General features: G+C 37.2%; 7 protein-coding genes. 3 read left to right on the plus strand and 4 right to left on the minus strand.

The window, feature by feature from the left end; genetic code table 11:
• Positions 1-119 precede the first annotated feature (119 nt).
• The 4 genes from ANA_RS16080 to ANA_RS16095 all read right to left on the minus strand — a co-directional run bounded on the left by ANA_RS16080 (position 120) and on the right by ANA_RS16095 (position 4835).
• Positions 120-1082 (minus strand): glycosyltransferase family 2 protein, encoded by a 963-nt coding sequence (locus tag ANA_RS16080; protein ID WP_015081092.1) that lies wholly within the window; start codon positions 1080-1082, stop codon positions 120-122.
• Between the two features lie 24 nt (positions 1083-1106).
• Positions 1107-2111: an NAD-dependent epimerase/dehydratase family protein gene (locus ANA_RS16085; protein ID WP_015081093.1), complete on the minus strand. Its 1005-nt coding sequence runs from the start codon at positions 2109-2111 to the stop codon at positions 1107-1109.
• A 217-nt stretch (positions 2112-2328) separates the two neighbouring features.
• Entirely contained in the window at positions 2329-3507 is a 1179-nt protein-coding gene (gene devC, locus ANA_RS16090) for an ABC transporter permease DevC (protein ID WP_015081094.1), read from the minus strand.
• A 116-nt stretch (positions 3508-3623) separates the two neighbouring features.
• Positions 3624-4835 (minus strand): ABC exporter membrane fusion protein, encoded by a 1212-nt coding sequence (locus ANA_RS16095; protein ID WP_015081095.1) that lies wholly within the window; start codon positions 4833-4835, stop codon positions 3624-3626.
• Positions 4836-6397: 1562 nt separating this feature from the next.
• Here ANA_RS16095 and ANA_RS16100 point away from each other — a divergent pair.
• The 3 genes from ANA_RS16100 to ANA_RS16110 all read left to right on the plus strand — a co-directional run bounded on the left by ANA_RS16100 (position 6398) and on the right by ANA_RS16110 (position 15217).
• Entirely contained in the window at positions 6398-11806 is a 5409-nt protein-coding gene (locus ANA_RS16100) for a type I polyketide synthase (protein ID WP_015081097.1), read from the plus strand.
• Positions 11807-11990: 184 nt separating this feature from the next.
• Complete coding sequence (locus tag ANA_RS16105; protein ID WP_015081098.1) at positions 11991-13721, plus strand: SDR family NAD(P)-dependent oxidoreductase; 1731 nt, start codon at positions 11991-11993, stop codon at positions 13719-13721.
• A gap of 143 nt (positions 13722-13864) precedes the next feature.
• Positions 13865-15217: a beta-ketoacyl [acyl carrier protein] synthase domain-containing protein gene (locus ANA_RS16110; protein ID WP_015081099.1), complete on the plus strand. Its 1353-nt coding sequence runs from the start codon at positions 13865-13867 to the stop codon at positions 15215-15217.
• Positions 15218-15220: the final 3 nt, after the last annotated feature.

Raw genomic sequence — 15220 nt, forward strand, 5'->3', positions numbered from 1 at the left:
TGTGTAAAGAAATGTAAAATCGCCCAAACCCTCTTCACTCTTGCCTCTTGCCTCTTGCCTTTTGCCTTGCCATAACGACAATTTTCAACACCAACCTACTTACTTAATATTGCTATAGTTCAGGTTTGATAACTAAACTTACGCAAAAACAACATTTTGGCAGCCATTAAGAAATCTTTCACCAATAACCATTCTGTACCTGATAGCTTTTTAGCGATGCTGATATGGCACAAAATTTGCTCATACCAATTAAGTTGACTATGATGAATAGAAACCCAATATTCCTGTAAAATTCGCCAATGAGGTAACAAAATTTTTCCCTTATTCGTTGAATCAAACCAGACTGCATAATCATAAAAATTAGGCAACATATTCAATGAATACTGGGGATTATTTTGATTAAATGACAAATAATCAGGAAAGAACATACTCAGGGATTGTTGAGGATGGATTCTGGCAAAGAATAGATATTCGGGAATTTCATAAAATTTTCCCAGCATCCCTAGCCTTAATAATAAAATTCCATCTGCATTCCCATAACCACCCATAGGAGGTATTTGTCTTAATGCACTACTGCGAATAACTCCGTAAATTTGATAACACAAATGTTTAGTTAGTAATTCATGAAATCTTTGATGAGCTTTTAGAGAATTAGTATTGAGTTTAATGTCATAATTTTGGATAAATTCTCCCTGCTCATCAATAAAATATGTGTGGGAGTGACATAAAATGTATGTTGGATCTTTTTCCAATACATCCATACATTTCTCAATAAAATCGGGGGCGTGCAAATCATCATAAGCAGCCCATTTAAAATACTCACTGTGAGATAATTCAAAAACACGATTGAAATTACAAGCACAACCAATATTAGTTTCATTACGATAGTAACGAATCCGTTGATCTTGGGCTGCATAAGTCCTACAAATAGCCTCAGTATTATCTGTAGATGCGTTATCCGAGATAATTAACTCAAAATCAGAAAATGTCTGTGCTAATAGCGAATCTAGGCATTTTTCAAGAAATTTCTCCCCATTATATACAGGTAATCCAATACTTAACTTTGCTTGAGAGTTATTCATGCACAAATTCCTAAAATCTAGGTATTATTTCATTAATTTTTGAAGGTCAGTTTTTTGCAACCATTCATGAGTGCGGCGCATTCCTTCCGCTAAATCAACCTTAGCTTGGTAATTCAAAACACTTTCTGCTTTAGCAATAGAATAGGCATAGGGACGACTCATAAAATCAACTGATTCTGGCAGAATATCTGCCTTTTTCCGAAATAGTTTTTGCCCCTGAAGACGCACTTTTAGAAATAATTTCATTTCCTCTTTAGGTAAAGACATTGGCGCTGGTAAATTTTCCAATGATGCTAAATGAATAAAATACTCCTTCCAAGAAGTTTCTTTACCATCGGTAATATTAAAAACCTCTCCATAAACCGATTTTTCTATGGCTAAAAAGATGGCATCAATTAGGTTATCTACATATAGATGATTCATCACACCCTTGCCTTCATTAGCATAGGCAAATAGTTTTTGTCGCATCATCTGAATTGGCCGCACAATCCAAGGAAGACTTCCTGGCCCATAAACATCTCCAGCCCGAATAACAATTACTCCAAATTCTGGAGCATTATTAAGTTTTAAAACTTCGATTTCCGCTTCAATTTTTGTTTGACAATAAGCATTGTTTTCACCAGAAAGCGTACCTGATTCTGTGACTTTCTCAGGGTAGTCAAACCCATATACTAAAGCAGTAGAAAGATGGACAAATGTTTTTACACCAGCTTGTTTAGCAGCCTTAGCGATATTAATAGTACCGCTAACATTTATTTCCCGAAAATGCTTAATGTCCCCGGCTTCTTCAGCAATTTGAGCATTGTGTAAAACTATATCTACTCCCTGACAAGCTTTCGAGCAAATTCCAGGATCAGTGATATTACCAACTAGAATTTCCACACCTAAATTTTGCGCTGTTTGATCCTTGACTTGGGAACTTTGTATACCTCGGACTTTCATCCCTTGAGCGATCGCTAATTCGGCTGCACGTAAGCCAATAAATTCATCAATTCCAGTAATCAGCAGAGTTTTGTTTTGGAAGTTCATGGGGATATAGATAGGTGTTTTGTGATCGTGTGGCGTTAGCCATACGGTTGAGAAAGTTATACAATCTAAGTTTAAGAATTGCGATTAAATGCAACTATGAACTGTTGTACTTGCCAGAGAATTCTACTGTTGTTAATAACATTAAACTTCTATCTTTAGTTGGTTTTAGTCTAGAGAATATTTGGCAGAATTTGATAAATTGAAATGCAACAAATTCCTAGAAACTATCAGCCGGATCAGCAGAACGGAGTTTATTAATAGCTAACGCTCCAGATGTAATGCAAATTAGAACTGTAGATACTAAAACAAGTGAGGCATTATTACTTGTCATCATGATCGGTAATTTAGTTACTTTCATGGCAAAATCATATAAACCAATCGAAACAATAAAGCCAGGAATATAACCTAACAATGCTAAGATTAATGCTTGTTGAAAAACCACATTTAATAAATATCCATTAGCATAACCAATAGCTTTTAAAGTGGCATAGGCAATAAATTGAGTGGCGATATTGCTATACAAAATTTGGTAAACAATTACCACACCCACAACAGAAGCCATAATTAGCATCAAGTTCAGAATAAAACCAATGGGGGTTCTTACTGACCAATATTGTTTTTCAAAATCAATAAATTCTTGACGAGTAAATATTTGAACATCCTTTGGTAGATTGGCTTTTAAATTGGCTAAAACCTGTTTTATATCAGCACCATCTTTGACTTTAATCAACCCCATATCTATTTTTTCAACTGGACGGTTGTTAGGATTTATTCTTAGAAAAGTTGAGTCGCTAACAATTAAATTACCATCCACACCAAAGGAAGGGCCTAAACTAAATAAACCACCAACTCTCACTCGATAACCCTTAATAGCATCAAAGGGAAAGATTTCAATTGGCTGTTTAATATTTCCCTGATTAAATAATTCGGCTATGGGTCCAAATTCTGGACGGGCATCTCTATCAAATAGCATGACATCAGGAATTTTTATTTTGTCTAAATTTTGCTCAACTTCGGCAATATCTAATACAGATTTTCCTGGGTCAAAACCAATGACATAAATTGAATATTTTTCACCACTAACGGGATTTTTTAATTTTGCAAATTGCAAATAAATTGAACTAACTGAATCAACACCATCAAACCCTAAAGTTTGGTATAACCGAGTGCGAGAAAAACTTTGAATTGCTGTCAAAGATTTGTATTGAGAACTAACTAAAAACAAATCACCATGCAATCGTTGATGTAGTGCTGTAGCGCTAGAATATAGTGCATCTTGAAAACCAAGTTGGATAAACATTAACAGCACAATAAAGCCAATTCCGGCTACAGCTATCACAAAACGAAGTTTCTGCTGGACAAGCTGTAGCCACCCCAAAGGAATTTTGAAATTCATATTAATTGTTAATTGTTAATTGTCAGTTGTCAGTTGTTAGTTGTCAGTTTTCAGTTGTCAGTTGTAGAAAATAACCAATAACCAATAACCAATAACTAATCACTAATAACCAATCACTAAATCTGGATTGCAACATCAACTTGCAAGTTAGTTAATCTCGATATCTTTTGACTATCGGTGGGATTATCAATAGATATTTTGACTTCAATTACTCTGCGGTCTGCATCAGAATTGGGATTAATACTAAAGATGCCTTGTTTATCAACTTGCCAACCAACTTCTCGGACAGTTCCTTGTAATTTGCCGGGAAATGTGGTGCTGGTAATGATAGCTTTTTGTCCAATTCGAACATTTTGAATATCAGTTTGATACACTTCTGCTAGAACTTGCATTTTTGATGTATTGCCAATTTCTGCAAGACCGGAAGTACCAATTACTTCGCCATTTCTGGCATGAATTCGCAAAACTGTACCATTTATAGTAGCAGCAATGTAAGTTAAATCATGGTCAGCTTTGGCTTGTTGCACTGCCGTTTCCGCGCTTTTGATTTCACTTTTTGCTAACTCTACATCTACGGTTCTAACTTCTTTAATACTATTAAGTTTGGATTTTCCTTCTTTGATTTGATCTTGGAAAGTATCTTGTGTCCGTTTAAGAGTAGCTTCAGCTTCTTTTAACTGCTGTTGTGTAGTTTTGAGAACTAAATTTTTACTATCAAAAACAGAAGCAGAAACAGCACCGTCTTTTGATAATTGCCGATAGCGATTACTCTCTTTTTGAGCATTTTCAACTTCAGCCCGAATGCGGTTAATTGTTGCTGCTTGAGCCGCAATGTCTCCTTTAAATTGAGAATTTAACCTGGTAATTGTGGCTTTTTGAGCATTGATATCTCCAGTTTTTGCTCCAGCTTGTACCTGTGCAAGTTTAGTTCTGGCAATTAACAATTTATCAAATGCCTGTTGGATAGCTGCTTGAGAACGAGCATAGTTTTCTAGATAAGCTAATACTTGTCCTTTTTTAACATCATCTCCTTCCTTGACCAACAGTTTTTCTACTCGTACACCATTGATAGAATTAGGAGCAGATAAATAAGTAATTTTATCTTGTGGTTGCAATCTTCCTAAGGCAGTTACGGCAACTTTAACGGGAATGGGTTGATATTTAATAATGGGAGCAATAGCAGAAGATTGAGTCTGGGAATTTATCTTTAATTGATGAAAAATGTATAAAGATACTAAACCCGTAGAGAAAGTTAGAGAAGTTGCTAGAATTATTCTCCACTTTAACGCAGTTAGGTTGAATAATTGGCGTTCTTTATTTACTGCCATATTTTTATTCCAATGGTGTTATGTCGGAAAATACTCGTAATGGTTATAGACGGATTCTCTGTTACTTTTATAAAAGAGATATGTCTAATTATTTATGTATGAATTGTTGTCAGCATTTTTAGTTGTTATAAATACCTAAATTAGCGGTGTTTTTACTTCTAATCATCCATGAGGAACGCCACGCTACGCTATCAGTTTTATCTTGAATTGGCATTTAATTAAGTAGCCTAAAATACGATATCTCTAGGGAGAAATAAAAATCTTCAATTCCCAAGTGGTGATGATGCTAATAACTTGGGGAATGAATAAACTTCTCTGCAATTATCCCAAATAACTTTGATATTGTCAACTAAATTTAGTTGCTTTAATTAATAAAATCCTTGACTAGATACTATATTTAATTACTCATAAATTAATCTAAAAATCTGTATTTTTTTTAGCAAATTCTCGTAAATAAATGCAAATTGTCCATATTTCATCACAATTGATATGGTTACAGGTTAGTGTTCAATATCCAACAAATTAATGTTTGGTTTATAAATAACCAATTGTCTAGAAAAGGTGAGTTATCTTATAAATTCATCAAAAACCAAGACTTGATTATGATAGTTTGCTCAAAAAACACCCAATTATGTGCAAATATTTCTATTGTATATTTATTGATTAGTTACTTATGAGACAATTTAGATAAAATCCCTGAATTATCAGGAAAAGATTGATGTTAAATCCGTAATTACCCAAGATATGTTATTCACAAATTCGGTTCTAGATTATACTCAGATAATTATGTTTTATTTAAAAGGAGATCAATTAACAAATATTTTCCTCCAAAAATTAGCAAAAATGAACTATTCCATTTTCATAAGCTGTGCTAGTCTTTTTATTAATTCAACATTTATGAATGAAAAATAAATTGTTGAGTTTATTTCTATAAACAGAAGAAATACTAAAATCCACTCAGCTTTGTACAGCAGAATTGCCTAAAGAAACAAAACCTATTCTTTGATAAACCGGGGTTTTGCATCTCACTAAGTTACAAACTGCTAGACTATTGAAAAGCTGTTTAAGTATTTTTTCACTATTCACAGAATTTGCCACAGAGTGCTGATTATTTTGTAACGATTTTGGCAGCTTTTATCAGTCTAATCATCTAAAATAGGTTATCCTGGACTTTAAAAACTGGCAACTGCTATATCAACATACAGAACATTATTCCTCCATAGGTAAAACATTCAATGATTAAGAGATAAAACCGTTTCTGTATTCATACATATCCTTCAGATTAAGTATGTTCTATTGCCAGTTCGCTTGGTGTTAAGGAAATGTAGCTTAGTAACACCCAAGCAAAATTATGAAATGTTGGGTTGCGTTCCTTAACCCAACCTACCTAAAGCTTCAAAAATGAATTATCAATTATTAATTGGTAAATATGCTGCGGTGCTGATGTAAATTCAAGCATTTAAACTTACCTGCGGTGATTGGGTGAATGTAGATAGTTATTCTATCTGCTAATAGCTTAATTTACTGCACAATTTACGGTACTCAAAATTAGTCTATGTCCTATGTCTTCCCCCCTTCAAAAGATAGACACGATAAATAGTTCTTTGACGGAATTAGAAGCCCAAATTAATAGTTTTGAACAGGCTGTGCTGAAGTTTATAGAGGAAGGAAAAATGAATTCAGGAAACCTAAAAAATTCGATAAATTCCATGTCAACTAAGGAAATTAATAGAAAACTACACACAACTCCCATAGCTATTATTGGTATGGCTTCCTTAATGCCTCAATCGAGAACATTAAGGGATTACTGGCAAAATATTGTTAATAAAATTGACTGTATCACTGATGTTCCTTCTACTCATTGGAGCGTAGAAGATTACTATGATCCTAATCCGAGAACAGCAGAAGATAAAACCTATTGTAAACGTGGTGGTTTTATTCCTGAAGTTGATTTTAACCCTATGGAATTTGGTATTCCTCCCAGCATTTTAGAAGTTACAGATGTTTCTCAACTATTAAGTTTAGTAGTTGCTAAAGAAACAATGGAAGATGCTGGTTATAGCGAATCCCGTGAATTTAGCCGCGAAAATATCGGCGTGATTTTGGGTGTAGCTATGGGCAAACAATTGGGAATGCCATTAACTGCCAGATTGGAATATCCGGTTTGGGAAAAAGTTCTCAAAAGCAGTGGTGTATCTGACGAAGATACTAAAAAGATTGTTGATAAAATCAAATCTGCTTATGTGAAATGGGATGAAAATGCTTTCCCTGGAATGTTAGCAAATGTGGTGGCTGGCAGAATTGCTAACCGTCTCAACTTTGGCGGTACAAACTGTGTAGTTGATGCGGCTTGTGCTAGTTCCTTTGGGGCATTAAAAATGGCCATTAGTGAATTAGTTGAACATCGTAGCAATATGATGTTAACCGGTGGAGTAGACACCGATAACACGATCATGGCTTACATCTCATTTAGCAAAACTCCAGCAGTTACTCCTAGCGAGAATGTGAAACCATTTGATGCTAAATCTGATGGGATGATGTTAGGTGAAGGGATTGGGATGATTCTCCTCAAACGCTTAGAAGATGCCCAAAAAGATGGGGATAAAATCTATGCGGTAATCAAGGGAATTGGTACTTCTAGTGATGGGCGTTATAAGAGTATTTATGCCCCTAGAAAAGAAGGACAAGTTAAAGCCTTAGAACGGGCTTATGATGATGCTGGATTTTCTCCGGCAACTGTGGGTTTAATGGAAGCACACGGTACAGGAACAATGGCAGGAGATCCCATAGAATTCAGTTCTTTAAGAGATTTCTTTGGTAAACATGACACCCAAAAACAACATATTGCTTTGGGAAGTGTAAAATCACAAATTGGACATACAAAAGCCGCCGCAGGTGCAGCCAGCCTTATTAAAACTGCCCTAGCATTGCATCATAAAGTATTGCCAGCAACCATCAATATTACCGAACCAAATCCCAAATTAGATATTGAAAATTCCTCCTTTTATCTCAATACTCAAACTAGACCTTGGATCAAGGCAGAAGGTGAAACTCCCCGACGTGCGGGGGTGAGTGCCTTTGGTTTTGGTGGCACAAATTATCACGTTGTTTTGGAAGAATACGAACCAGAACAACAAAGTTCTTATCGTTTACATGGTGCAGCCGGTGAAGTGCTATTATTTGGTGCTACTCACGCGGAATTAATTAGCAAGTTAGAAGCAACTTTAAATAATTTGCAAGCTAACGACGGCGAAAGATTCTATTCTCAATTATTGTTATATTGTCAATCTTTAGCTATTCCTACAACTGCCCTAAGAATTGGTTTTGTATCTGAGAATTTACAAGAAGCTTGTAAGTTACTGCAAGTTAGTCTTGGTTTACTCAAAAGTAAGCCTGATGCAATTTCTTGGGAACATCCTCAAGGTATTTATTACCGTTCTTCGGGAATGGATTTAGGTGGAAAAGTTGTCGCTTTATTCTCTGGACAAGGTTCTCAATACTTGGAAATGGGCAGAGAAGCGGTGATGAATTTCCCCAGCTTGCGACAGTTATATGGCAAGATGGATCATCTGTTCAAGCAAAGCAATTTACAACCAGTTTCTGAAGTTGTTTTCCCTCATTCTACCTTTGATGAAGTTGAGAAAAAAGCCCAAGTTGCAACTTTGCAAAGAACGGAATATGCACAGCCGGCAATTGGGGTTTTTAGTGCTGGGTTGTATGGAATTTTGCAACAAGCTGGGTTTAAGGCAGATTTCACCGCAGGACATAGTTTTGGTGAATTAACCGCTTTGTGGGCTGCGGGAGTATTGAGTGAGGCTGATTATTTGTTCCTAGTGAAAGCTAGAGGACAGGCAATGGCCGCACCCAAAGACCCAGATCATGACGCTGGTAGTATGTTAGCGGTGAAGGAAGATATCAGCAAAATTGAACCGGTGCTGAAGCAGTTTCCAAAAGTAAGTATTGCTAACTTTAATTCTCCTACCCAAATTGTTTTAGCCGGTCCAAAGTTAGAAATTCAAAAAGTTCAAGATGCTTGCGAAAAGTTAGGATATAGTGCAGTTTTATTGCCTGTGTCTGCGGCTTTCCATACTCCATTAATAGCATTCGCGCAAAAATCCTTTGCCATTGCTACTAAATCGGTAACTTTCCACAATCCCCAAATTCCGGTTTTTAGTAATGTCACTGGTAAACATTATCCCCAAAATGCAGCGGCAATTCAAAAGAACTTAGAAAGCCATTTGGCTAGTTCTGTATTGTTCAAACAAGAGATTGAAAATATCTATGGGGCTGGTGGTTATTGCTTCGTAGAATTTGGACCAAAACGGGTTTTGAGTAACTTGGTAAAAGATACATTAGGCGATCGCCCCCATCTTACCATATCTCTAAATCCCAGCGCCTCCAAAAACAGCGATCGCTCTTTGCGAGAAGCCGCAGTTCAGTTGCGAGTTATCGGCATGAATTTGGGCAATCTTGACCCCTACAAACTCCCTGCCGTATTGCATCCCATTTCCAGCAAAAAGACCCTCAGCGTCAAATTAACCGGGATTAACTACATTTCTGATAAAACCAAAAATGCCTTTACAGAAGCATTAGCGGACGGACATAAAATTTCCGGAATTCAGGAGTTCAGAAGTGCCTCCTCTGGAGGAGCCTCGCTAACAGAAGTTCAGGATTCCAGTAGGGGTTTAGCAATGCTAAACCCGTCTATAAATTTAGAAATAGAAACCCCTGTAATTGCCAAAATTCCCCCAACTAATGGACATAACGGCAACGGTAACGGACATAAAAAACAACCCCTCATTGAAACCCAGTTACAGCCACAGATGACTACTACTGCAACCATCATAAAAGAACCTCAAAAAGAACCCAGAGCAGAATTGTTCACGCAGCAACTCGAAGGGAAGATGCAAACACCAGATAAACTGATAAATTGCCAACAAATTCTCACCAGCTTAGGAACACTTTTGAGCCAGTTCCAGCACAACCAAAGCGAGAATTTAGAAGTTCACGGCACATATCTTAATAATCAGATAGAATACGCGAAAACCTTCTTCCAATTAATGCAGCAGCAAAACACCTTATTTGCTAATGCTAAATCTTCCGCTGAAGCTGCTCAAATTAAGCAAGTGATCATGGAAAGCTTAGAGCGGAGTATGATGCAGTTTCATTCCCAACAAGGTGAAACCCTCCGCATTCATGAACAATATCTGCGGGAACAGATAGAATATACCAAACACTTTTTCCAACTCATTCAAGAAGAATATTCTCAACTCATTTCTGATACCCAAGCAGCAGCACCAGCAAATATATATGCTGCTCCAGAAGAAGCACCTGTAGCTCCTACTGTCACCATAATTCCCCCTCAAGCATTACCAGTAATTGAGCCAAAAGTTCAATTAGCAGCACCTATTCCCCCAGTAATTGAAGTTGCAAAACCTGTAATTGCTGCACCAGTAATTGAACCTGAACCAATTATTATTCCCCAGTCCCCAGTTGCATTCATACCAGAACACGCAACTAGCAGCCTAAATCTTGATGATCTAGCTAACAATCTATTAAGTATCACCAGCGAAAAAACTGGTTATCCTATCGAAATGCTAGAACTCGATATGGACATGGAAGCCGACTTAGGTATTGACTCCATTAAACGGGTAGAAATTCTGGGAGGATTGCAAGAATTATACCCCAACTTACCTAAACCAAACCTGGAAGAACTGGCAGAAAAACGCACCATTGGTCAAGTTGTCGAATATCTGCAAGGACAACAACAGGTAACAGCAGAAATCACACCAGAACAAATTATCATTCCTCAAGTGCAAACCCAGGTAATAGAGGAAGTAATACCAGAATCAATTTCCATTCCCCAGTCCCCAGTCCCCAATCCCCAGTACCAAGATTTAGGACAAACCCTGTTAAACATCACCAGTGAAAAAACTGGTTATCCAGTGGAAATGCTGGAACTGGACATGGACATGGAAGCCGATTTAGGCATAGATTCCATCAAACGGGTAGAAATACTGGGAGCAATGCAGGAAGCGTATCCTGACTTACCCAAACCCAATATAGAAGAATTAGGCGACTTACGGACAATCGGGCAAATCGTTAACTACCTCCAATCACTGGTGGGAGGTGAAAAAAAAAAGTCGCAGTTTGATGTTAACTCGATAAACTCCCTTAATCCCCCCTTGTCAAGGGGGGAAACCACAGAGGTGGTTGATTTAACCCCACCTCCTATCGTAGACATCAATCTTCCCCGTCGTCCAGTTAAGCTAAGAACCTTACCCAGACCGGATTTTTTGGAAGCGCAGTTACCCCAAGGACACATTGGTTTAATCACTGATGATGGTTCTTTAACTACCACCAAACTAGCCCACGCACTGATAGAACAAGGTTGGAAAGTTGTAGTTTTGAGTTTCCCCCAATCATTAGTTCCCGAACAATTGCCATTACCCGCAGGTGTTACCCGCGTCACATTGGCAAACATGAGTGAACAACATCTGCAATTATTATTGCAAAGTGTGACTACTAAACATGGAGCGATTGGGGCATTCATTCACTTACATCCTCAATTTACTCCTGAAAAACCTGGACATATTTCCTATCCAGAAGCAGAAAAGGCAATTATTAAACAAGTGTTTTTAATGGCAAAACATCTGAAAACAACTTTGAATAATGCGGCATCTTTAGCAGGAAGAACAAGCTTTTGCACAGTTGCCCATCTGGACGGTGAATTTGGCTTAGGACATCAAGGTAATTTTAGTGCAATTAGTGCTGGTTTGTTTGGTTTAACGAAGAGTTTGCGCTGGGAATGGCCACAGGTATTCTTCCGAGCAATTGACCTGAATCCCACTTTAGATCCTCACGAATCTGCTGAATATATCGTTGCTGAATTGCACGATTCTAATCGCTATATTGGCGAAGTTGGTTATGGTAATCAAGGACGGGTAACGCTGGTGGCAAAAAGTGAGTAATGTCTAAACTGTGATTTGTTTGATTAGTTTGATTTTTTTGATTGAATTATTTGCTGAGTTTACTGGATTCATTTCTTGTTTATTTTCTCATCAATCAATAAATCATCCCCATCAAACAAATCACATAAATCATAGTTTAGACGAATTAATCATCCAAATCAAATAAATCCCATAAATCATAGTTATGACTGCAACTGTTCAAGTTAGCCCATCTTCTGTCTTTGTTGTCAGTGGTGGCGCAAAGGGAATCACTGCTCAATGTACTATTAAATTAGCTCAACATCAACCTTGTAAGTTTATTCTTTTAGGTCGTTCGGAAATTACCACAGAACCAGAATATGCTCATAATTGTTTAGATGATTCGGCTTTGAAAAAGCGCATTATGGAAAATTTGATTTCTCAAGGTGAGAAACCAACACCCATGATGGTACAAAAGATATTTAATCAGATTAATTCTAGTCGGGAAATTAAGAAGACTTTAGCAGCTATTGAAGCTACAGGAGGAAAGGCTGAATATATTAGTGTTGATGTCACTGATACTGTAAAATTGCAAGCCAAACTTCAAGAAATTTCTGATAAAGTTGGGCAAATTACCGGCATTATTCACGGTGCTGGTAACTTAGCAGATAAGTTAATTGAAAAAAAGACAGAAGATGATTTTGAGAAAGTTTACACTGCTAAAGTTCAGGGTTTAGAAAATCTCCTATCTTGTGTTAATCCCCAGCAATTACAACATTTAGTATTGTTTTCTTCCGTGACGGGATTTTATGGTAATATCGGTCAAAGTGATTATGCGATCGCTAATGAAATTCTCAGTAAATCAGCCCATTTGATGAAACAATATAACCCTAATTGTCATGTAGTCGCAATTAACTGGGGTGGTTGGGATAGTGGCATGGTGACACCACAATTAAAAAAAGCATTTGCAGAAAGAGGAATTAGTATTATTCCCGTAGAAGTTGGGACACAAATGTTAGTTAATGAACTACATCCAGCCTATCAAGATCATCCACAAGTTGTGATTGGTAGTCCCATGAAACTACCACCTGCTCCTTTAGGTTTAGAACTTCGTAGCTATCGCATTCGCAGAAGAATGACATTAGCAGAAAATCCATTTTTGCATGATCATACAATTGCAGGTTCACCAGTTTTACCAGCAACCTGTGCTAAATCATGGATGGTAAATGGCTGTGAAGAAATTTATCCAGGTTACACATATTTCAGTTGCCAAGACTTCAAAGTTTTAAAAGGAATCACCTTTAATTCTACCTTGGCTAAAGAACATATTCTAGAAATCCAAGAAGTTGCCAAAGTTGATGGTAATTTTGTCGAATTTCAGACCAAAATATTGAGCAAAACCCCCGAAGGTAGAACTCATTATCACTTTAGTTCTCTGATAAAACTGGTAAAAAATATGCCAGAAGCGCCCATTTATGAAGCAATGGATCTCAGAGAAGATAATATCGTCACTGATACAGCCAAAGACTTCTATCAAAATGGTGATTTATCCCTATTTCATGGACCAGCTTTCCAGAAAATTACCAAAGTTTTAAATATCAGTCCAGAAAAACTCACAGCCGAATGTTGTTGGCAAGAAATTACAGCCAAAGAACAAGGACAATTTCCCGTAAAATGGCACAACCCTTATATAATTGACTTGAGTACCCAAACATTATGGCTATGGTTAAATTATATCCATAAAGAAGTTTGTTTACCAGGACAATTAACATACTGTGAACAATATCTAGCAGTACCATTTAACGTCCCCTTTTATGTGTCCTGTGAAATTATAGGCAAAACCGACACAGGTGCAACAGTCAACTTCATTATCCATAATCGTGAAGGAAAAATCTACTCCAAAATCTTAGGAGCAAAAGCCGTAATCTGGCCAATGAAAATGTTAAATAAAAAGTAAAATAATATGAAACTCTAATTCTTTGCGCCTTTGCTCCTTTGTGCCTTTGCGCGAAACAAATTCATATTATTAATCCTTGCCGATTGGGGGAATAGCGTAAATCCTTTTCAGTCACGTCTTATGCCCCAACGAGGATTTCAAAAGTGGAAAAAATAGCAATCATCGGGTTATCTTGCCTATTTCCCGATGCTAATAATCCTGAAGAATTTTGGCAGAATCTCACCGCAGAAAAAGATTCCACATCATCTATAACTGTAGCGGATTTGGGAATAGATCCCGCTATATTCTACGATGAAACCAAAGGTAAACCGGAAAAATTCTACTTTCAAAAAGGTGGATTTATCCGCGACTTTAAATTTGATGCCAACGAGTATAACTTACCTGCGGCATTTGTTGAAAGCTTAGATAATACCTTTAAATGGTCATTGTACGCTGCCAAACAAGCCATTATTCAAAGTGGCTATCTGGGAAATCAAACTGCACTTGCAAAATGTGGCGTAGTTTTAGGAACTTTGGGATTACCAACCAAAGCTTCTAATAGTCTATTTGCTCCTATTTATCAGCAAAATATTCAACCTGCAATTAGTGAACTATTACAGGAGAAAGACTTTCGTTTAGGAGGTTCATCAACCTGCACAAAAGTCTCTCCATACAATGCTATGGTTTCCGGTTTACCCGCTGCTATAGTTTCCAAGGCCTTTTCTTTATCTGCAACTCATTTCTGTATAGATGCTGCTTGTTCGTCATCATTTTACGCCATTAAATTAGCATCCCATTATCTACAATCTGGCAAAGCAGATTTGATGTTAGCTGGTGCAATTAGTTGTGCAGATCCATTATTTGTCAGAATGTTATTTTCTGGTATTCAAGGATATCCAGATAATGGCATTAGTCGTCCTCTCGATAAGTCATCACGCGGGTTAATTACCTCCGAAGGAATTGGGATGGTAATGCTCAAAAGACACAGTGATGCTGTGAGAGATGGTGACAAAATCCTGGCAACAATTTGCGGTAATGGACTATCTAATGATGGTAAAGGTAAACACCTTCTTAGTCCTAATCCTCAAGGGCAAACTCTGGCATATCAAAGAGCTTATTCAGAGGCTAAACTTAACCCCCAAACTATTGATTATTTAGAGTGTCATGCTACTGGCACTCTATTGGGAGATCCCACAGAATGTAACTCAATTGAAGGCTTTTTTAGTCCATATCAAGCAGCACCATTAGTAGGTTCAACCAAAACAAATGTTGGTCATTTACTTGTGGCTGCGGGCATGGTAGGCATAACCAAGACAATTTTAAGTATGTCTCATGGGGTTATTCCTCCAACTATTCACGTGACTCAACCCATAGGTTCTGAAAACAATGTTGTCTCTCCAAAAAGCATTGTCAGAACGCCTACAGAATGGCCGAGTCAAGAAACTAAAAGAGTAGCTTTAAGTGCGTTTGGTTTTGGTGGAACAAACTCTCATATCATTCTAGAACAAGGGAAGTAAGCA

The organism is Anabaena sp. 90 (assembly GCF_000312705.1).
GTDB classification, from domain to species: Bacteria; Cyanobacteriota; Cyanobacteriia; order Cyanobacteriales; family Nostocaceae; genus Dolichospermum; species Dolichospermum lemmermannii.